This is a genomic window from Alkalibacterium sp. m-11 (assembly GCF_054658155.1).
Genome location: NZ_BAAGIR010000015.1, coordinates 13,153 through 31,385, shown reverse-complemented (window position 1 = coordinate 31,385; position 18,233 = coordinate 13,153). Strand labels below are relative to the sequence as shown.

At 42.7% G+C, this 18,233-nt stretch carries 19 protein-coding genes; 6 read left to right on the top strand and 13 right to left on the bottom strand.

Features of this window, described 5'->3' with window-relative positions:
- Nucleotides 1-94 precede the first annotated feature (94 nt).
- The 4 genes from ACYQ2O_RS03330 to groES form a co-directional block, all read right to left on the bottom strand.
- A complete protein-coding gene (locus ACYQ2O_RS03330; protein WP_459795986.1) occupies nt 95-472 on the bottom strand; it encodes a nitrilase-related carbon-nitrogen hydrolase in 378 nt (125 codons plus the stop codon).
- Between the two features lie 15 nt (nt 473-487).
- Complete coding sequence (locus tag ACYQ2O_RS03325) at nt 488-1,402, bottom strand: ketopantoate reductase family protein (protein ID WP_459795985.1); 915 nt, start codon at nt 1,400-1,402, stop codon at nt 488-490.
- 340 nt (nt 1,403-1,742) lie between these two features.
- Nucleotides 1,743-3,368 carry a chaperonin GroEL gene (gene groL / locus ACYQ2O_RS03320; protein WP_091266240.1) on the bottom strand — a complete coding sequence of 542 codons (1,626 nt, stop codon included), beginning with the start codon at nt 3,366-3,368 and terminating at the stop codon, nt 1,743-1,745.
- 52 nt (nt 3,369-3,420) lie between these two features.
- The gene (gene groES, locus ACYQ2O_RS03315) at nt 3,421-3,705 is read right to left on the bottom strand and encodes a co-chaperone GroES (protein ID WP_091266237.1); all 285 of its coding nucleotides are present in this window, start codon (nt 3,703-3,705) and stop codon (nt 3,421-3,423) included.
- 233 nt (nt 3,706-3,938) lie between these two features.
- On the opposite strand from groES, the gene ACYQ2O_RS03310 reads away from it, so the two are divergent.
- Nucleotides 3,939-4,601 (top strand): CPBP family intramembrane glutamic endopeptidase, encoded by a 663-nt coding sequence (locus ACYQ2O_RS03310; RefSeq protein WP_459795984.1) that lies wholly within the window; start codon nt 3,939-3,941, stop codon nt 4,599-4,601.
- A 29-nt stretch (nt 4,602-4,630) separates the two neighbouring features.
- Complete coding sequence (locus ACYQ2O_RS03305; protein WP_459769502.1) at nt 4,631-4,840, top strand: DUF4305 domain-containing protein; 210 nt, start codon at nt 4,631-4,633, stop codon at nt 4,838-4,840.
- 55 nt (nt 4,841-4,895) lie between these two features.
- On the opposite strand, the gene ACYQ2O_RS03300 is transcribed toward ACYQ2O_RS03305, so the two are convergent.
- Nucleotides 4,896-5,591 (bottom strand): redox-sensing transcriptional repressor Rex, encoded by a 696-nt coding sequence (locus ACYQ2O_RS03300; RefSeq protein WP_459795982.1) that lies wholly within the window; start codon nt 5,589-5,591, stop codon nt 4,896-4,898.
- A gap of 364 nt (nt 5,592-5,955) precedes the next feature.
- Between ACYQ2O_RS03300 and ACYQ2O_RS03295 the strand changes: the two genes are divergently transcribed.
- Both ACYQ2O_RS03295 and ACYQ2O_RS03290 read left to right on the top strand, forming a co-directional pair.
- Entirely contained in the window at nt 5,956-7,917 is a 1,962-nt protein-coding gene (locus tag ACYQ2O_RS03295; protein WP_459795980.1) for an ABC-F family ATP-binding cassette domain-containing protein, read from the top strand.
- A 54-nt stretch (nt 7,918-7,971) separates the two neighbouring features.
- Nucleotides 7,972-8,418 (top strand): Lrp/AsnC family transcriptional regulator, encoded by a 447-nt coding sequence (locus ACYQ2O_RS03290; RefSeq protein WP_459769506.1) that lies wholly within the window; start codon nt 7,972-7,974, stop codon nt 8,416-8,418.
- Between the two features lie 647 nt (nt 8,419-9,065).
- On the opposite strand, the gene tsaD is transcribed toward ACYQ2O_RS03290, so the two are convergent.
- From tsaD to tsaB, 4 genes are read right to left on the bottom strand one after another with little or no spacing between them, the layout of a single operon-like run.
- Complete coding sequence (gene tsaD, locus ACYQ2O_RS03285) at nt 9,066-10,076, bottom strand: tRNA (adenosine(37)-N6)-threonylcarbamoyltransferase complex transferase subunit TsaD (RefSeq protein ID WP_459795978.1); 1,011 nt, start codon at nt 10,074-10,076, stop codon at nt 9,066-9,068.
- A complete protein-coding gene (gene rimI, locus ACYQ2O_RS03280) occupies nt 10,066-10,551 on the bottom strand; it encodes a ribosomal protein S18-alanine N-acetyltransferase (RefSeq protein WP_459795977.1) in 486 nt (161 codons plus the stop codon). Before rimI (ACYQ2O_RS03280) ends, tsaD begins: the two co-directional genes overlap by 11 nt.
- A gap of 15 nt (nt 10,552-10,566) precedes the next feature.
- On the bottom strand, nt 10,567-11,157 hold the full coding sequence (gene rimI, locus ACYQ2O_RS03275) for a ribosomal protein S18-alanine N-acetyltransferase (protein ID WP_459795976.1): 591 nt from the start codon (nt 11,155-11,157) through the stop codon (nt 10,567-10,569).
- Complete coding sequence (tsaB, locus tag ACYQ2O_RS03270; RefSeq protein WP_459769514.1) at nt 11,144-11,872, bottom strand: tRNA (adenosine(37)-N6)-threonylcarbamoyltransferase complex dimerization subunit type 1 TsaB; 729 nt, start codon at nt 11,870-11,872, stop codon at nt 11,144-11,146. The genes rimI (ACYQ2O_RS03275) and tsaB overlap by 14 nt, the downstream gene beginning before the upstream one ends.
- Nucleotides 11,873-12,040: 168 nt before the next feature.
- Here tsaB and ACYQ2O_RS03265 point away from each other — a divergent pair, with 168 nt between their 5' ends.
- Nucleotides 12,041-12,232, top strand: coding sequence for a CsbD family protein (locus ACYQ2O_RS03265; RefSeq protein ID WP_459769516.1), 192 nt, complete (start codon nt 12,041-12,043; stop codon nt 12,230-12,232).
- 90 nt (nt 12,233-12,322) lie between these two features.
- Nucleotides 12,323-13,069 carry an NAD-dependent epimerase/dehydratase family protein gene (locus ACYQ2O_RS03260; protein ID WP_346024506.1) on the top strand — a complete coding sequence of 249 codons (747 nt, stop codon included), beginning with the start codon at nt 12,323-12,325 and terminating at the stop codon, nt 13,067-13,069.
- A gap of 73 nt (nt 13,070-13,142) precedes the next feature.
- Here the strand turns inward: ACYQ2O_RS03260 and ACYQ2O_RS03255 are convergent, their stop codons facing one another.
- Genes ACYQ2O_RS03255 through ACYQ2O_RS03240 form a run of 4 tightly spaced genes read right to left on the bottom strand, consistent with a single transcriptional unit; the run spans nt 13,143 to nt 17,943 of the window.
- Complete coding sequence (locus tag ACYQ2O_RS03255; protein ID WP_459769518.1) at nt 13,143-14,132, bottom strand: LacI family DNA-binding transcriptional regulator; 990 nt, start codon at nt 14,130-14,132, stop codon at nt 13,143-13,145.
- Between the two features lie 39 nt (nt 14,133-14,171).
- Complete coding sequence (locus ACYQ2O_RS03250) at nt 14,172-15,224, bottom strand: aldose epimerase family protein (protein ID WP_346024508.1); 1,053 nt, start codon at nt 15,222-15,224, stop codon at nt 14,172-14,174.
- Nucleotides 15,225-15,269: 45 nt separating this feature from the next.
- The gene (gene galT, locus ACYQ2O_RS03245; RefSeq protein ID WP_346024509.1) at nt 15,270-16,775 is read right to left on the bottom strand and encodes a UDP-glucose--hexose-1-phosphate uridylyltransferase; all 1,506 of its coding nucleotides are present in this window, start codon (nt 16,773-16,775) and stop codon (nt 15,270-15,272) included.
- Complete coding sequence (locus tag ACYQ2O_RS03240) at nt 16,768-17,943, bottom strand: galactokinase (RefSeq protein WP_346024510.1); 1,176 nt, start codon at nt 17,941-17,943, stop codon at nt 16,768-16,770. The genes galT and ACYQ2O_RS03240 overlap by 8 nt, the downstream gene beginning before the upstream one ends.
- Between the last annotated feature and the right edge of the window lie 290 nt (nt 17,944-18,233).

Sequence of the window (18,233 nt, the reverse complement as noted above, 5' to 3'; positions counted from 1 at the left end):
AAGCATTTGCGTCCGTCTTCCTTCAGATTCCGCCTCACGGCGGACACCCTTGACTTTCGCTAACAGTTCCTACTGCCAAGTCTGTAGTGGACTTTCACCACCAAGTTGTCGCCCATGCCGGGCGCACAAAGAGATGGACTTTATCGTACGCATGCACCAAAGTCCCTTCCCTGTCAAAGCTGTAACTTGTGTTGTAGTAGCCGCCATCTTTCTTGACAGCAACTGAGCCACCGACGATGTTGATTTGATACTTGCGTGCCAATTTACTCAGAAAACTTTGGGTGTCATGCCCTTCCTCGTCTGCAGTAGCACTCATATTGTCAGGAAAGAATGATACATTCCACATTTCGGGAAGAACGATGGTACCCGGCTTACTAGACTCCACAGCTTCTTCAATCAACTTACTGATTCTGTCCCTGTTTTTATCAGGATCATTAAATGCTACATCCATTTGAATCGCACTGACCTTCACACTGTTTCCTCCTCATTAGTACTCCGCTTCGATTTTCTGAACTTCTTCATATAAATAACGATTGACTGGACAATCCAGATCAGACTCTTCGGCCTTTTTCAGAATAGTTCCTGAAAACAGCTCCACTTCTGATAGACGCTTGGCTAGGCCATCCTGTCTCATTGAGGGCATGCCATCCGAATCTACGGTGTCTATAATGTCGAAAGCCTTTTGTACATGTTCGTGTTCCAGACTGACCCCCTCTGCTTGAGCAATCTCTACTACTTCCTCCATGGCGGATCTCGCCTGATCATGATATTCCCCGCCTGTTTGAACACCACCAAAATTCGATTGGTTGACCATGACCACCTGGTTTACGCCAACGTTCATCATGAACTTCTCCCAAATTTTCAAAGTAATATCTTCCTCGACTGCATAAGGAAACTGAGCTTCCTCAAAGATCGACTTAACTGCATCCAGTCTTTTCTGTTTATCTGGACTGTCCACTCCAATCTGGAGCCAGCCTTTTACTTTGGACCGGACATCCTGACCATCTCGTGTTGCATCCATTCCTATCGCTACCGTAGGAATAATTTTTTCATGACCAAACTCACACCCAAGGATACCCTCGCTGGAAATTCCATTGATTAACGATAGGATTGTAGACTCTTCTCCTACTTGATTTTTCATAGATTCCAGTGCGCTGTCAAGTGCCAGCGATTTCGTGCAGACTATGATCAGATCTGCAGGTGTACTCTTTTCGGATTCTAAAACGTAATTGAAATCGCACGGGACACCGTTTAATGTCACTCCGTCACTTTCATATTTTTTCTTTCTTCCTTCATTTACTATCACTCTTACACGATCTTTTCCCAAAGCTTCTGACAAGTGCTGTCCATACAACACACCCAGAGCCCCTAATCCAACTATAGAAACTGTCTTCTCATTCATAACAAATCTCCCCGTATACTCATGTAAATTATTTTACTATCTTATCATATAATCAGACTAATTCAGACTTTAATTAAGCGGATCGCAGTAACAGGTCTATCCGGTCTGATCGAAATGGTCTTTTCATTAGGTCAGAGCTTCATGAGACAAGCGCCAATCTAACGTACCAGCTCAAGGGGAGTCATTCAAACCTCAAAGTTTAAACGTTCCTATAGTGAATACTGTTTATAAAAGTACTGCAAAAAAAAAGCAGGAAAAGCATAGAGAGATCTCCAGCTTTTCCTGCTTCTATTGCTTTCATTATGTGTCTGACGACACGACAGCAGATTATTGACTTTACTTACATCATGCCGCCCATTCCGCTTGGATCCATTCCACCAGCAGGTCCATCATTTTCAGATGGGATTTCTGCTACAGCAGCTTCTGTCGTTAGTAATAGCGCTGAAACAGATGCTGCATTTTGTAACGCTGAACGGGTTACTTTAGTTGGGTCGATGATACCCGCTTGTACCATGTTGACCATTTCACCTGTTGCTGCATTGAATCCAATGCCAGGCTCAACGTGTTTCAGACGTTCAACAATAACACTTCCGTCCAGACCAGCATTTGAAGCGATCTGACGAACAGGTTCTTCCAGTGCACGAAGGACGATTTTCACACCAGTTGCTTCGTCACCTTCAAGATCGATCGTTTCCAGTTTATCCAGAATGTTGATATAAGCTGTTCCACCACCGGCGATGACACCTTCTTCAACTGCAGCACGTGCAGCATTCAATGCATCTTCGATACGCAGTTTACGTTCTTTAATTTCAGTTTCAGTCGCTGCTCCGACTTTAATGACTGCAACGCCGCCTGCCATTTTAGCAATGCGTTCCTGCAGTTTTTCACGGTCGAATTCAGAGTTTGTTTCTTCAGCTTGAGCACGAAGCATCGCCACACGCTGTTCGATGTTCTCTTTTTCGCCAGCACCTTCAACAACAGTTGTGTGGTCTTTAGTTACAACAACTTTTCCTGCAGTACCCAGCTGATCGATCGTCACATCTTTAAGGTCCAGCCCAAGATCACTTGTGATGACTGTTCCGTTTGTCAAAATAGCGATGTCTTCCAGCATACCTTTACGACGGTCACCGAATCCCGGCGCTTTAACAGCTACAACGTTAAGCGTTCCGCGAATCTTGTTCAATACAAGTGTAGGCAGTGCTTCTCCTTCGATATCGTCTGCAATGATCAGAAGTGGACGATTCTGCTGCATGATATTTTCAAGAACAGGAAGGATTTCCTGTACTGAAGAAATCTTCTTGTCTGTAATCAGAATGTAAGGATTATCCAAGTTTGCTTCCATTTTCTCGTTATCCGTTACCATGTACTGAGACAGGTAGCCGCGATCGAACTGCATTCCTTCAACAACATCCAGTTCAGTTTCAATTCCTTGAGATTCCTCTATTGTGATAACGCCGTCGCTTCCCACACGTTCCATCGCATCTGCAAGCAACTTACCGATCTCTTCGTCGCCAGATGAGATTGCAGCAATTTGCGCGATAGACTCTTTGTCTTCTACTTTAGTAGAGATGTCATGTAGAGCTTCGACTGCTTTTTTAGTTGCCAGTTCGATTCCGCGACGGATGCCTACAGGGTTAGCGCCTGCAGTCACGTTTTTCATTCCTTCATTGACGATTGCCTGGGTTAGAACAGTCGCAGTAGTTGTTCCGTCACCTGCGATATCGTTTGTTTTGCTTGCTACTTCAGCAACAAGCTGAGCACCCATATTTTCGAATTTGTCATCCAGTTCAATTTCCTTTGCGATGGTCACCCCATCATTAGTGATTTGAGGTGCGCCGAAAGATTTGTCCAAGATAACATTTCTACCTTTTGGTCCCAATGTCACTTTAACTGTATCAGCTAGTTTATCTACGCCACGCAGCATTGCTGCACGTGCATTTTCAGAAAATTTGATTTCTTTAGCCATGGTAATAATCGCTCCTTCAATATTATTTTTTTTAATGAATCAGTGGTTCAAATTAGTCAACGATTGCAATAATGTCTGTATCTTTAACTACTAGATAATCGGTTCCTTCATACTTGATTTCAGAACCGGCATACTTTTCAAAGATAACCTGATCGCCGACAGAAACTGATACGTCAGCTCGGCTTCCGTTATCAAGAAGTTTTCCGTCTCCAACAGCTACAACCACTGCTGACTGCGGCTTCTCTTTTGCTGAATCAGGTAAAACTAATCCGCTTGCAGTTTTCTCTTCTTCTTTCTTCACTTCAAGAAGTACACGATTTCCTAAAGGTTTTAACATGATGCAATCCCTCCAAAATAGTAGTTTTAATTTTTCACTAAAGATATAGTGAGATGTGAGTGTTAGCACTCTCGACCTCCGAGTGCTAACTACATTACCTAGTATATTCAAAACTGTGATTTCTTGCAAGTCCTAACTTTAATTTTTTTTGAAAAATTTACCCGGTGGAAAACGGCTGGTTTTTGTGTTAAATTACTATATATTGTGGGAATACCAATTAAAGGATGAACAACATGTCAGTTAATGATATTAATAAAAAAGCGGCTATTAACATGATCAGCCTGTTTCTTGCCGTACAGCTTGTTTCTGCTGTGATCCCTCTCTTCTTACCTGAAGACATAGGGATTGTTGGGTTTCTTCTCCCTTCCATGGTGCTGTTTGCAATAGGCGCTATAGGCATGATCGTGATTGAGAGAAGAAAGCAGATGAGATTTGAATTCGAAGAGCGTTTCAGTCATAATCCTGTCAGAATTCTCTTATGGGGGCTGATCGGGATGTTTATCGCTATAGTCGTGCAGTCCTTCGCAAGTATTATTGAAGTAAACTTTCTGGGCTCTTCTATGGAGTCTGAAAACACTCAGTTTCTGATGGAAGTGGTTAGAAATTATCCGTTCTTTCTTCTCCTAGTTGGAGTAGCAGGGCCAGTAATGGAGGAATTTGTTTTCAGAAAAGCAATTTTTGGTCTTCTGATTGATCGGATTGGCGGCATTGGAGCTGCAGTCATAAGTTCACTGCTCTTTGCATTCATTCACTTTGACGGTCTGCTCCTAGTGTATTCTTCAATGGGACTGGTCTTTGCCTGGTTGTACTTTAAAACTAAAAACATATGGACACCAATTCTGGCACATTGTCTGATGAATGTGGCAGCTGTCCTGATCAACTTGTACTTTTCTTAAAAAGACGAGTAGTGTAGAAAGGATTTATAATGACAGAAAAACAAATCATGTTTCAAATTGCATTTAAGTATATTTTCTTCCTGTTGTTCATGTTCTTTACGATCGATTCAGTCGACAGCAGTGGATGGGGTTTTTTCTCTTTCTTATTTGCTCTCTTCGCTACAAAAGACTTTGTACAGGGTACAAGAATGGCTGCAGCGTATCTTCGCATCAAAAAAAGTAAAAATAACAGCAAATAAAAAAAATCTTCAAAGCTTACAGACCCAATCAAGGTCAGCTTTGAAGATTTTCTTTTTATTCATTATAAAATAAGTCGTTTAAGGGATTGTCATCTTCTTCAGGTTCAGTCTTCTGATCAAAGTCCTGGTAATAATTGATGAAGTAAATCAGTGTCTGCAATTCGTTTGTCAGGTCAACGTTGTGTACTCTGACTTCTTTTGGCACAGTCACACGGATTGGGGTGAAGTTCATAATACCTCTAACTCCGCCTTTGACCAGTTTATCCGCCATCTCCTGAGCTATTTCAGAAGGTACCGTGAGAATAGCTACATCGATCTGCTGCATTTCAAGCTGATCGACCATTTCATTGATATCGTAAATAGGTACGCCCTGGTGGATCGTTCCAATCAAATCATCTTTCACATCAAATCCGGCACTGATACGGATATTGTTGTTTCTGCGAAAATTATAGTTTAGCAAGGCTTGTCCAAGGTTACCGACACCACTCAATGCAACATTGGTCAAACGGTCCTGATTCAGTGTTTTACTGAAAAAATTCATTAAAGCTTCTACATCGTACCCGTAGCCTCTTTTACCTAAAGCTCCGAAATACGAGAAATCACGTCTGATTGTTGCACTATCCACTTTAACTGCTTCACTTAATTTAGCTGATGACACACGTTCTTTACCTGCCTCGTATAGGAAACGCAAATAGCGGTAATATAATGGCAGTCTGCGTGCAGTAGCTTTCGGGATTTTCTTATCAGCCATTGTCATTCTCCTCGTCTCAATTCATTTAATAAACAGCTTCTCTGGATCTTATCAAACTTTTCCAAAGGTGTATCTTTTCTTACCTTGTGTATTCACAAACTTACATAGGATACCATTTTATATTATACCACTAATCCCAGTAAAATAAAGTAAATCGGGTCTGAATTTGTTAAATATTTCAATAATATTCAATAATTAATCGTTTATTATTGAACAAGTTTCGGAGAATGTAAAAAAGGGAACAAGCCTAAATCGTCCTCTGTCTGAGCCTTGCAGGTTTTTCAATTAGACTAGTTTATTCCTGCTCCTGTATGCTAAACTGTTAGATATTGACAGATGACTAGGTTAGAAAATGAGGAATAGTATGATACTTTTACACACGCAAAAAATAGCAAGACATTTCGGTGCTGAAACACTTTTCGATAATGTTAGCATGGAAATAAAGGAAAATGCCAGAATTGGTCTGGTGGGTAGAAATGGTGCCGGTAAAACGACCCTTCTTAACATCCTTTCTGGAAGAGAAGAACCGGATGAAGGCACCGTTCATAAGAAAAAAAACTGTACTATCGGCTATCTTGATCAGCATACCGGTCTGGAATCTGATCTGACTATCTGGGAAGAGATGGATAAACTAACCGAACCTATTAAACAGATAGAAAGAGAAATGCATGCTATCGAGCATAAATTAAGTGATGATTCTATCGATAAGCAGTCTGATAGCTATACGGATCTTTTGTCCAGGTATGATTTTCTGCAGCAGTCGTTCAGGCAGCATAACGGCTATGGCATCGAAAGCGAGATCCGTTCAGTACTTCATGGCTTCCGATATTACCCGGAAGATTATGATACACCTATAGCAAATTTGTCAGGGGGGCAGAAAACCCGACTTGCGCTGGCCAAACTTCTTCTTGAGAAAAAGGACCTTCTTATTTTAGATGAGCCGACCAACCACTTGGATATCGATACATTATCCTGGCTGGAAAGTTACCTCCAGAATTATTCCAAGTCCCTTCTCATCGTTTCCCATGACCGATACTTTCTGGATAAGGTTGTCAAAAATATATACGAAGTCAGTAGAGGCTCTGTAGAAAATTACCCGGGAAACTATTCGAATTATCTGAAACAGAAGGCTGAAAAGATCAAGCGTGAATGGAAAGTATATGAAAAGCAGCAGAAGAAAATGGCTAAACTGGAAGACTTTGTGAACCGTAATCTGGTGCGAGCTTCTACAACGAAAAGAGCCCAGGCTAGAAGGAAACAGCTTGAGAAGATGGATCCATTGGACAAGCCTCAAGGTGATGAAAAAAGTGCGCATTTCCAGTTCATTCCTGAACGAACTTCAGGGCAAGTCGTGCTTCAGACAGCTGATCTGACAATCGGATACGATTCTATTCCATTATCCGAACATGTGGATCTCGATATTCGCAAGGAAGATTCCATTGCAGTCGTAGGTCCTAATGGGGTTGGTAAAACCACTCTCCTCAAGACGCTATATAAATTGATTCCTTCAATCAGCGGAGAAATAAAGTATGGAACGAAAGTCGATATGGGGTATTACGATCAGGAACAGACAACTTTAAATGACAAGAAGACTGTACTGAATGAGGTCTGGGATGACCACCCTCTGCTCCCAGAGCAATCTGTGCGGACCCTGCTAGGATCCTTTCTATTCAGCGGGGAAGATGTCGATAAGTCTATTTCTTCTTTAAGCGGTGGCGAGAAAGCTAGAGTTGCACTAGCAAAACTGGCTCTCGAAAAAAACAATATGCTTTTGCTGGATGAACCGACTAACCACCTGGACATCGACTCAAAAGAAGTACTTGAGAATGCTCTGATCAATTTTGAAGGTACATTGCTGTTCGTTTCTCATGACCGCTACTTCATCAACAGGCTGGCTACAAAAGTCATTGAACTATCGGAAAAAGGAGCTACACTTTATTTAGGTGATTATGACTATTACCTTCAGAAAAAGGCTGAACTTGAGGCAATTGAGTCGATCGATTCTACAAGTGACTTTCCTGAAACGACTGATGCTCAACCTTCAGACAGTATGTCCGATCAGACTGCCAAGCTAACATTTGAAGCACAGAAAGAGCGTCAGAAACAGGAGCGTAAACTTACCAGAGAAATTGAGCGAATCGAAACTGAACTTGAAGATCTGGAAACTGCACTGCTGAAGATTCAGCACGAACTCAGCCAGCCGGAAACTTTCTCTGACAGTGTCAAAACAGAACGGTTATCTAATGAAAATGAGGCCCTTACCAGCAAGCAGGAAAATCTGCTGATTGAATGGGAATCACTGCATGATACGTTGGACAACCTGTAAAACGGACAAAAAGATACCTTAACTAGTCTCAACTGCGGAAAAGAGGATATGACTATGGATCAAATGGATTTGAAAATACTGCAGATTCTGCAGGAAAACGCCCGCGCATCTTTAAAAGAAATAGCCAGTGAGACCTATCTTTCCTCCCCTGCTATTTCTAATCGGATAGCTAAGCTTGAAAAAGAAGGATTTATCGATAAATACATGGCTCGAGTCAATTTAAAAAAACTCGGCTATCACATACAGGCATTCATTCAGCTTGACTTAAGCCCGAACCAGAAGAAGGATTTCTACCCTTACATCGAACATGTGCCTAATGTACTGGAGTGCAACTGTGTAACTGGCGATTTCTCGATGCTTATCAAAGTATCCTATCCAACAACTACAGAACTGGATGATTTCATCAACGACCTGCAGCAGTTCGGTAAGACCTATACACAGATTGTATTTTCTACTCCAGTTCCAACAAGAGGCCTGACCCTGCACGATTTTGACGAATAAGCTCTAAGAAAAAAGAGTGAAGTTGGAGTTGTTTTACGCCACATATCACACAAGCAATGAGGATTATCTGTTTAAGATGGGGACTCATTGCTTTTTTCTGTCCCTACGAGTACTAGCTGTGCTGGAGTCCGAAATTTACTAAGCAAACTAGAGTAGTCTGGTGATATTTTTAATTTATGACAACGGATTGCTAATCTATTGGTCAATTAGTGACCACTCAAGTGCTGCTGACTCAACGAGTAGGCAATTGTCGGTCATTTAATGCCCACTCAAATCTTAATGCTTGACCAGCGGGCAATTGTTTACCATTTAGTGCCCACTCAAACTTTACTCCTCAATGAGTGGGCACTAGTTTACTATTTAATGCCCATTCAAACTCTACATCTCAGCCAGTGGACAATAGTTGGTTATGCGTCTACTAAAGTAGACCATATCCATTCAAATATCCCTCTCAAAGTAGCGAAATTTATTTGCTCAGTTAAAAACTCCCTATGTAGCCCTTAAAAATGTAGCGACTGAAACTCAGTCGCTTCCTCTCGATATTAAAAATAGAATAAATAAGTAAAAAACCGTCGAGTCAGAACAGCTGACTCAACGGCGCAAAATTCATTTTTATTAAATTGCTTCTCGGTACCAATCAGATATCATTACACTGACAAGCCCGGCTGTCCATTTAACGTAAAGTCCGAGTATTCCTCTTTTTCCAGCTGAACGAACGCTGCGGCACCGATCATCGCCGCATTGTCTCCACATAAATTCAGAGGTGGGATAAGCAGCTCAACACCTGGCAGTTCCTTTCGTACAGCTTCTTCCAGTGATGTGCGCAGACCTTTATTGGCCGCAACACCTCCGGCCAGAATAAGCTGTTTTACCTTTTTATCCTTCGCCGCTCGTATTGTCTTATCGACTAGAACTTCTACTACTGCCGACTGAAAACTTGCAGCCAGATCATTCGCGTCCATTTCTTCTCCCTTTTGTCGGGCATTATGGACGGTATTAATAAATGAGCTTTTCAGCCCGCTGAAACTGAAATCGTAATTGTCTTCCTGAATCATCGCTCGGGGAAAGTCATAGGTATCTTCTCCCAGATGGGCCATTTCATCTATATGATTGCCTCCAGGATATGGCACACCTATCACCCGCCCAATTTTATCGTAGGCTTCTCCTGCGGCATCATCACGTGTTTCTCCAACAATTTCAAATGAGTCCGGTCCAGACATATAAATCAGCTCAGTATGCCCCCCGCTCACAACCAGGGACAGCAGAGGGAAAGTCAGGCTGGATACCAGCTGGTTCGCAAAAATATGTCCTTTAATATGGTTGACTGCGATCAGTGGAAGGTTATGAGCAAACGCGATCGCTTTTGCTGCATTGACACCAATCAGCAGTGCACCGACCAGTCCCGGGCCTTCTGTTACGGCTACTGCATCAAGATCCGCACAAGACACGCCGGCCTCTTTCATTGCTTCTTCTATAATCAACGTAATCTGCTCCACGTGGTGGCGGCTGGCAATTTCCGGGACGACCCCTCCGAAGCGCTGATGGCTTTTAATTTGTGAGGCGACGATGTTTGACAGGATCGTGTCTCCATTCTGAATCACTGCTGCACTCGTTTCGTCACAACTTGTTTCAATAGCTAATATCAGCTTATTCGTCATCTTTTTCCTTCTTTCTAATATCACATATCATAATTATTGCATCTTCTTCAGGATCATTATAGTATCCTTTTCTCCTGGAGATTTCCTTGAACTGATGGGCGACATAAAAATTCCGGGCTGTAAAGTTAGATTCTCTGACTTCGAGAAAAAGAATCTTAACCCCATTTGCGCGGCAGTGTGTTTTATAGGCTTCAATCAATTGAGATGCTACTCTCTGATTCTGAAAGGCTGGTTCTACTGCAATAGAGTAAACTTCAGCTTCATCAAGAATAATCTTCCCACCGACATAACCCACTGGCTGTTCCTCAATTTCCGCTATGAAAAATGTCAGGTCAGATCGGGTTACCGTTTGTTCATACTCTTCTTCTGTCCAAGGTGACCCATGGGCAAATGCCTCTTCTGCTAGTCTATAGAAGTCATGCCCCAATTCTTCATCTGGCTGATAAAGACGGACCCTGACCTTTCTGTTTTCCATAAGCGGTGCCTCTTTCTATTTCTGTTCATCAGTTAACTGCTTGACTCTAAAACTCATTTCCAGAGCATCTTCATGATCGTTAGCATAGTAATTTTTCTTTATTCGACCTTTTTCAAATCCAAGCGTGGTATAAAGACTCTGTGCTGTCTCATTAGAGACTCTTACTTCCAGAGTAACCTCTGAAATCTCTTCTTTTTCCGCGATCTTGATTATCTCTCTCAGTAAATACGTCGCGATTCCTTTGTTCTGATAATCAGGGACAGTTGCGATGTTTGTAATATGTGCTTCCTGTCCAACGACCCAGGCTCCAACAAACGCGACGGCTTCTTCCTCTTCATAGACTACAATGTAAAAAGCATTTTTATTGTACCTTATTTCGTGTAGGATCGCCGACCTGTTCCATGGTGTCTGTCCGTTGTAGCACCTTTTTTCAATCGTGAGAATACTGTTGACATCCTCTTCATTTGCAATTCGGCTGCTTAAAAACCGTTCATCAGAAAGTGGATAGAAAGGCTGTTCCAGTCTGATTCGAGCAGCTATTGGAACGAATGTCCGTGTCGTCGTCTTTGTAACTCTGTCGGAAAACCAGTCTTTAAAGTTTCTCAATCCACCCGCCTCCTTGGGCATGTTCAGGATGGGCGTCCATCCAGTTCTGTTCGGCTTCAGCGCGTTTCAGGTATTCGGGTTCAAATAAATGGGCCGGCTCCGGTTGATGATATTGACCGAGTTCAATTGCTACACTCGCTCTAGGATAGTGACGACTGGAGGGGAGTGTAATGAGACGGTCTCCAAGCTTTGACTTGAATGTTTCAAAATGACGGGCAGCATCCTGTCCGACCAGCTGGACCGTTCCTTCCAGCGTACTCAGATAGGCAGCCCAGGTTTCCGCAGAGATATGAGTGTCGTTTTCTACTGCAGAGAACCCAGTGTTTTCATATTTATATAGCCCTGTATAGATGTTTCCTCTTCTTGCATCGAATACAGGAACGATAAAGCTGTCGGGAACTCTCTCACCATTCCCTGCCAGAATATGCAGACTGGAAAGACCAACGAGCTCGGCATTCAGACTATAAGCCAGTGTCTTTGCGACGGTCACTCCGATTCTTACTCCTGTATATGAACCCGGGCCTCTGGCGACGACCACTCGTTCAATGTCCTGTGGTTTCCATCCCGCTTCGCTGACCAGCTCTTCTATGGCCGGCATCAGTTGAACGCTATGATTTCTTTTAATATTTACTGTCTTTTCCAAAACTAGTTCAGTTCCATCAGTTAATGCAACAGACATCACCTGGTTGGACGTGTCGATCCCGAGAGTTTTCATTCTACAGCTCCTCAATCTCTATCTATTTAAATTTAGTTTAGCACATTTTGTGTGTCTTGAGAAACGAATCAGTGTGTGACAAATCGTTTCTTTTGAATTATTCCCGCATACTACTTACAATGAGATTAAAATTAAAACTATATTATCAATTGAAAGGTGGAGAAGCAAATGGATGAAAATAAAGACAGTTTGAAGCATAAAGCTAAAGGTGCCAAAGATAAAGCAGTTGGTGGACTAAAAGATTCTTTCGGTGATGCGACCGACGACAAAGGAAAACAAGCTGAAGGGAAAGCTCAGAAAGCTAAAGGGCACGGTCATGATGCAGTTGGAGACGCTAAAGAAGACAACGATAGAGACTGATCATTAACAGTTACATTTTGTCCAGCTTCAGTTCTCAATGACTGAAGCTGGACTTACTTATACCCTACATGAACTGGAAGGAGATTATATATGAGCAAGATATTGATTACAGGTGCCACAGGGCTGATTGGAACGAACCTGACAAAACATTTAAAAGAGTCGCATGATCTAGTACTGGCGGACATCGATTTTTCTGATTTTCCTGAAGAACTGAAAGACGGGGCTAAGCTAGTAGAAGCTGACTTGTCCAAGATCGACAAGTGGGAGGATGCACTGGACGGTGTTGAATATGTGATTCAACTGGCAGGAAACCCTAATCCGGACGCAGATTTTTATGATGAACTAGTGGATCTGAACTATGTGCTTCCTCAGAATTTATATAAACAGGCTGAGAAATCTTCTTCTTTGAAACGAATTATTTTTGCTAGTTCGATTCATGCAAGTGATGCCTATCCGCACAACGTTCAGGTAAAAACAACGGACCAGGTCAGGCCCGATGACTTGTATGGCGTATCCAAAGCCTATCTCGAAGCACTGGCCAGTTATTATGCCTATAAAAAAGGGATCGAGTCGGTTGGGATTCGAATTGGGGATTACAAAGATGATGAAAGTGAGCTGGATCCTGATGCAGACTTTTATTCAATGGGCATGTACTTCTCGGCTCGTGATATGAACCATCTGATCGACTGCTGTCTGAAAGCTGAACTGGAGGAACCCTATCTGCTGGTCAACGGGGTATCCAACAATGCCTTCCCGAGACTGGATATCGATTCTGCACGAGTAAAATTGGGCTATACTCCACAAGATGATGCCTTTGCTATTCTAAATAAACGATAACCCATTTCCATCTATCAGAAAAGACCTGCTTCCTAATGAGCAGGTCTTTTCTAATTCACATAGTCAATACTCGTTACGTACTCTCCCGGACAATCAGTTTCGTTGAGGTGATGACAGTCTTCGTAACATCACGTCCATCCTGTATCCGTTCATGCAGCAGCTGTATCCCGCTGCTACCCATTTCTTCGGTATACACCTTAACTGTAGTCAGGGATGGTGTAATGTATTTTGCTGTAGAGATGTCGTTGAAACCGATAAGACCCATGTCCTCCGGCACCTTGATATTTTTCTCATATAAAGCCTTCAGGCAGCCTATTGCTATTGCATCATTTGCTGCCACAAACGCAGTAGGCCGCTCGTTTTTATCTAGCTGCTCCAGTACCTTCAGCATATTCTTTCTGCCATCTTCCACGCGGAATTCACCAACCTGAAAATAATCAGATGAATAAATCCGCTTGCGCTTCAGATATTCTCGCATCGTCTTTTCACGAGGGTCGATCCAGTTACCTGTCCCGTCACTGAAGGATTCTTCCCCTCCGATGAAGCCGATACGCTTATGCCCCTGCTTGATCAGGTATTCGATGTTTCCCTTGATGGCATCTTTGAAATTGACCAATACACAGTCAACATCTGCTTGAGGCTTGAAATCAACAAAACACAAAGGAAGCTCTTTATCCCGAAACTGCTTCACCTGATGCTGACTGTATTTCCCAATAGCCAGTATACCAGCCAGATTGTCATGATCGATCAGTTCATCCTGATCATATAGTCGTATGAAATCGTAACCGAGCTCCTGGGCTTTTTTTTCAGCACTTATTCGGATCGACATGTAATAGAGGTCGTTCAGTTCCTCAGACTCACTGACCCAGTTGACAATGGCGATTGTCCCTTTTTTTCTAGTCATTACTTTCTTGTGACTTCGGTATTCCAAAGCTTCTGCCGCTTCGAATATCCGCTTTTTTGTTTCTTCGCCTACAGACAAGGTCGGATCATAATTGAGCACTCGGGACACAGTAGAAGTTGATACACCAGCTTTTTTTGCAATGTCTTTAAGTGTCGCCATCCCTTCCCTCCTAAAATGATAGATTCCTGATCAAAAGGTTCAGTCTGCTCTTACACCGAACTGGTAAGTCGTCTGCGACGTAAATGTCTCACCGGGTCTTAAAATGATGTTGCCGAATCCAGGTTGATTGACCGCATCCGGAAGGGTTTGAGTCTCCAGAGTGATTCCAGCATATTGACCAGCCGGTTCACCTTGAATCTCAAAGTCGTCCACTTCCGCATTATGTGTAAAGATAACGACACTGTTGCAGTCTGTAAAGAATTTCACTTCTCTACCTGATTCAGGATCGAACAGAATCCCTTCCGGTCCGTCACTTTTTCCGCTTAAGACAAATGGATGATCTAACCCGGATAAAGGTGAGATTTGCGGATGATCAGCCAGTACGGCCTCTTTAACCGCTTTGAAGGATGTAAAGTCAAAAGGTGTCCCTTCTACCTTATCCAACTCTCCTTTTGGCAGGTTTTCTTCTCCCAGTGGCGCAAAAAGATCACTGTTAAGCATCAGCTGATGATCCAGAATCGACTTTTTGATGTCCCCAGTCAAATTAAAGTAGACATGATTCGTCGGATTGAACAATGTTGGAGCATCTGTTTCTGCCTGATAATCAATTATCCATTCATCTTCTTCTGTCAATGTATACGTGACAGTTACTGATAGATTTCCAGGGAATCTGTTTTCCCCTGCAGGGCTGTTAAAAGTAAAAATCAGACTTGCACGCGAGTCACTTTCTTCAGTTCTGACTTCCCATAACTTCGTATCGAAGCCTTCTGGTCCACCGTGAAGCAGATTTTCTCCCTCGTTGACATCCAGCTGATAATCGATCCCGCTTAGTGTAAACTGACCTCTAGTGATCCGACCGGCAACTCTTCCAATTGTTGCACCGTAAAATGGACGATGGGCAATAAAATCTTCGAGATTTTCTACATTCAACGTGATATTCTCTCTGTTTCCATTCTTATCCGGTGTGACTATTTTAGTCAGTGTGGCTCCGAACGGCATGGCACTGATTGCTACCCCTTTACTGTTAGTTAGTGTATATTCAAGTACGTCTACTCCATCAACTTTTCCATAACTTTTACTAGTAATCTCCATATTCTTTCCTCCCGTTTGTTTACCGATTAAATTAATACGTTCCCATTATACCTTTTTTAAGTGAGTGATAAACCGTTTAAAGGCTTCTTTTCCATTATGATCTGTCTTGAATACTCCTGCATCCTTGAGTACCTGTAAAAACACTTCTCCGACAGCTTTATCAACGATATTCCCGACAGTTTCTTCGGTTATTTCATGTTCGATTTTCAGCTCGTCAGCCCACGACTGATGGACGGGATCAACTGCATCGACTCTTCCCAGCAGATAGTCGCGGACCTGGTTCAGTTCGTCCTTTAATCGGGGGGGCAAGATCGCCAGACCCATTACTTCAATTAAGCCTATATTCTCCTTTTTAATGTGCTGAACGGGTGGATGAGGATGAAAGATCCCATCTGGATAGGATTCAGATGTCCGATTATTCCGGAGAACCAGATCCAGTTCAAAAGCCTCCCCTTTTCTACGGGCAATCGGAGTTACAGCATTATGTGGGACTCCATCTGTTTCGGATAATAAATCTACGGATTCATCCGAGTAGCCTTCCCAGACCGACATTACTTTTTCTGCGGCTTTTATCAGACTGTTCTTAGATTCACTCGTTATACGAATCACTGACATCGGCCACTTAATGACAGCCGCCTTGACATCGGTCATTCCATCGAGTTCGAAAGAAAACCTTTCTTCAGCACGCTCCAGCGGAAACGTATGGCGTCCACCCTGATAGTGATCATGAGACAGAATCGATCCACCGACGATTGGCAGACCAGCATTCGATCCTACAAAATAATGCGGCAGGACGGTCAATATATCCATCAGGTTTCTGACTGCCTGTATCCCGACATTCATTTCACGATGTGCGTGTGAAAGAAAGATACAGTGCTCATCATAATAAGCATACGGTGAGTACTGGAATCCCCAGTCTTCCTCACCGACAGTCATGCGAATGATTCGGTGGTTCGCCCGACCCGGGTGAGACAAGTGCCCTTCATATCCTTCATTCTCCATACAAAGCATGCACTTCGGATAATTCGGCTTTTTCTTTCCGGCTCTAGCAATCTCCTTTGGATCTTTTTCGGGCTTGGAAAGATTGATTGTAATTTCAAGCTCGCCATAATCTGTTTCATGTGTATACTCTATATTTTTAGCTATTTCTCTTGTCTTGATGTAATTGGTCTGTCGGCTCAGCCCAAAAAATTGATCTGTAGCTTTTTTGGGACTTTGTCTGTAATTTTCCCAGAACTGCAGATTGACTTGCGACGGGGCAGGAGTAATTAGATCCATCACTTTTGCACCAAATACATCCTTAGAGGAAGGCAGGTCTTCGATCTGATCGGTTGAAACAGCGTAATTTATCAGTTCGTCCAGTAGCTCCAACGCGGTATTTTTCCTATCTGAAGGGGACAGATTTTCCAATGCATCCACTTTCAGCAACGCAGCCAGTCTGTTGGCTAGATAAATTCTGTCTGTCTGATGAACGAGGCCCGACTTTACCTGGGACTCTACAAAGTCAGCAATCGTCTGATTAATCCCACGTGTAGTGTGTATCTTAGTCATTGTTCACCCATTCCTTTGTGCCATCTTCCGTTTCTGCAATATAAAACTCTGCTTCATATCCAATTTCTTCCTTGAATCCCTGACCCACCTGAGCGATAAACTCATCGACGTGATTATCCTCGACGATGGCAATACAGCAGCCTCCAAAGCCTCCGCCTGTCATACGAGCACCAACTGTGCCTTTCTGCTGCCAGGCCAGCCTCACCAGAAGATCCGTTTCTCTGACAGTCACCTCATAATCTTGATGAAGGGACTCGTGAGATTCATTCATATACTGACCGAACGCCTTCAGGTCATTATTCTTCAGAGCCTCTGCAGCCCGTTCAGTCCTTGCACTTTCATAGACAGCATGTCTTGCCCGTCTGAGCAGAATCTCATCTGATATGACACGTTTGTGCGCCTCAAAGGCCTCTTCTGTCAGTTCACCTAAACTCCTGACATTCACTGCTGTCTGAAGCTGCTCTAACGCCGTCTCACACTGCTCACGACGGGTATTGTATTCAGAATCGACCAGCTCTCTTCTGGTCATTGAATTCATGATGACTATTTTATGATCGGGCAGATCGACTGGAATCTCTTCGAATTCCAGTGTGTTTGTATCAAGAAGCAGTGCACTGCCTGCTTTGGACATGCCGATAGCAAACTGATCCAGAATGCCTGAATTCAGTCCTAAAAATTCATTTTCAGTCCGCATCCCCAGTTTGACTAGGTCCAGCTGATCGATGTCAAGCGAGAACAGGTCTCTGACGATCACTCCAGTCAGTAGTTCAAGAGAGGCAGAAGATGAAAGAGACGCTCCATTAGGAATAGTCCCATAAATATACAAGTCGAACCCCTGGGTCAGTTTTCCAGTTTTTTCTTGTATATAATTGATCATTCCCTTAACATAATTCAGCCAGTTGTCTTCTTTTTTATAGGTAAGATCATCAAGATCAGCTGTCAGAATGCCCACTTCCGGAAAGTTTCCGGAATACGCCTGAATCATCTGATCTTCCCTTTTCTTAACAACTCCGTATGTTCCCATAGTAATTGCGCATGGAAACACTTTTCCGCCATTATAGTCAGTGTGCTCGCCTATCAGATTGATTCGTCCTGGAGAAAAGAAAACCTGATTTCCTTCATACCCGAAAGCTTCTTTAAACCCCTCCAGCAGTTCATTCCTGTTCATAATTAATCGCTCCTCTACTTGTAGTCAGTAACATTGTAACCCTTTTAGTAAAACTATACAAGTAAATTTACTAAACTTCTTTGTGTATAATAAATCAGTCTCTGGATGGATAGTAAAACCTTTGTCAGTAGTGTAAACTACTAGTATTAAGATGAAATCTAGCATCAAAATGTGACAGACCATTCATTATTCACAAAGAACTCACATAACATTAGTCCAGTTTTCTAAAATGTTGCAGTTCGATATGGTATAATATGAACAGGTCTAATATTAATACAATCTATAACGCA

Bases quoted from the DNA above. Each gene is read 5' to 3' on its own strand.
- groES (WP_091266237.1), bottom strand. From the start codon at position 3,705: ATGTTAAAACCTTTAGGAAATCGTGTACTTCTTGAAGTGAAGAAAGAA.
- ACYQ2O_RS03260 (WP_346024506.1), top strand. From the start codon at position 12,323: ATGAGCAAGATATTGATTACAGGTGCCACAGGGCTGATTGGAACGAAC.
- tsaB (WP_459769514.1), bottom strand. From the start codon at position 11,872: ATGAAAACTCTCGGGATCGACACGTCCAACCAGGTGATGTCTGTTGCA.
- ACYQ2O_RS03295 (WP_459795980.1), top strand. From the start codon at position 5,956: ATGATACTTTTACACACGCAAAAAATAGCAAGACATTTCGGTGCTGAA.
- ACYQ2O_RS03240 (WP_346024510.1), bottom strand. From the start codon at position 17,943: ATGAACAGGAATGAACTGCTGGAGGGGTTTAAAGAAGCTTTCGGGTAT.
- groL (WP_091266240.1), bottom strand. From the start codon at position 3,368: ATGGCTAAAGAAATCAAATTTTCTGAAAATGCACGTGCAGCAATGCTG.
- galT (WP_346024509.1), bottom strand. From the start codon at position 16,775: ATGACTAAGATACACACTACACGTGGGATTAATCAGACGATTGCTGAC.
- ACYQ2O_RS03255 (WP_459769518.1), bottom strand. From the start codon at position 14,132: ATGGCGACACTTAAAGACATTGCAAAAAAAGCTGGTGTATCAACTTCT.
- tsaD (WP_459795978.1), bottom strand. From the start codon at position 10,076: ATGACGAATAAGCTGATATTAGCTATTGAAACAAGTTGTGACGAAACG.
- ACYQ2O_RS03290 (WP_459769506.1), top strand. From the start codon at position 7,972: ATGGATCAAATGGATTTGAAAATACTGCAGATTCTGCAGGAAAACGCC.
- ACYQ2O_RS03250 (WP_346024508.1), bottom strand. From the start codon at position 15,224: ATGGAGATTACTAGTAAAAGTTATGGAAAAGTTGATGGAGTAGACGTA.
- ACYQ2O_RS03325 (WP_459795985.1), bottom strand. From the start codon at position 1,402: ATGAATGAGAAGACAGTTTCTATAGTTGGATTAGGGGCTCTGGGTGTG.
- ACYQ2O_RS03300 (WP_459795982.1), bottom strand. From the start codon at position 5,591: ATGGCTGATAAGAAAATCCCGAAAGCTACTGCACGCAGACTGCCATTA.
- ACYQ2O_RS03305 (WP_459769502.1), top strand. From the start codon at position 4,631: ATGACAGAAAAACAAATCATGTTTCAAATTGCATTTAAGTATATTTTC.
- rimI (WP_459795977.1), bottom strand. From the start codon at position 10,551: ATGGAAAACAGAAAGGTCAGGGTCCGTCTTTATCAGCCAGATGAAGAA.
- ACYQ2O_RS03310 (WP_459795984.1), top strand. From the start codon at position 3,939: ATGTCAGTTAATGATATTAATAAAAAAGCGGCTATTAACATGATCAGC.
- ACYQ2O_RS03265 (WP_459769516.1), top strand. From the start codon at position 12,041: ATGGATGAAAATAAAGACAGTTTGAAGCATAAAGCTAAAGGTGCCAAA.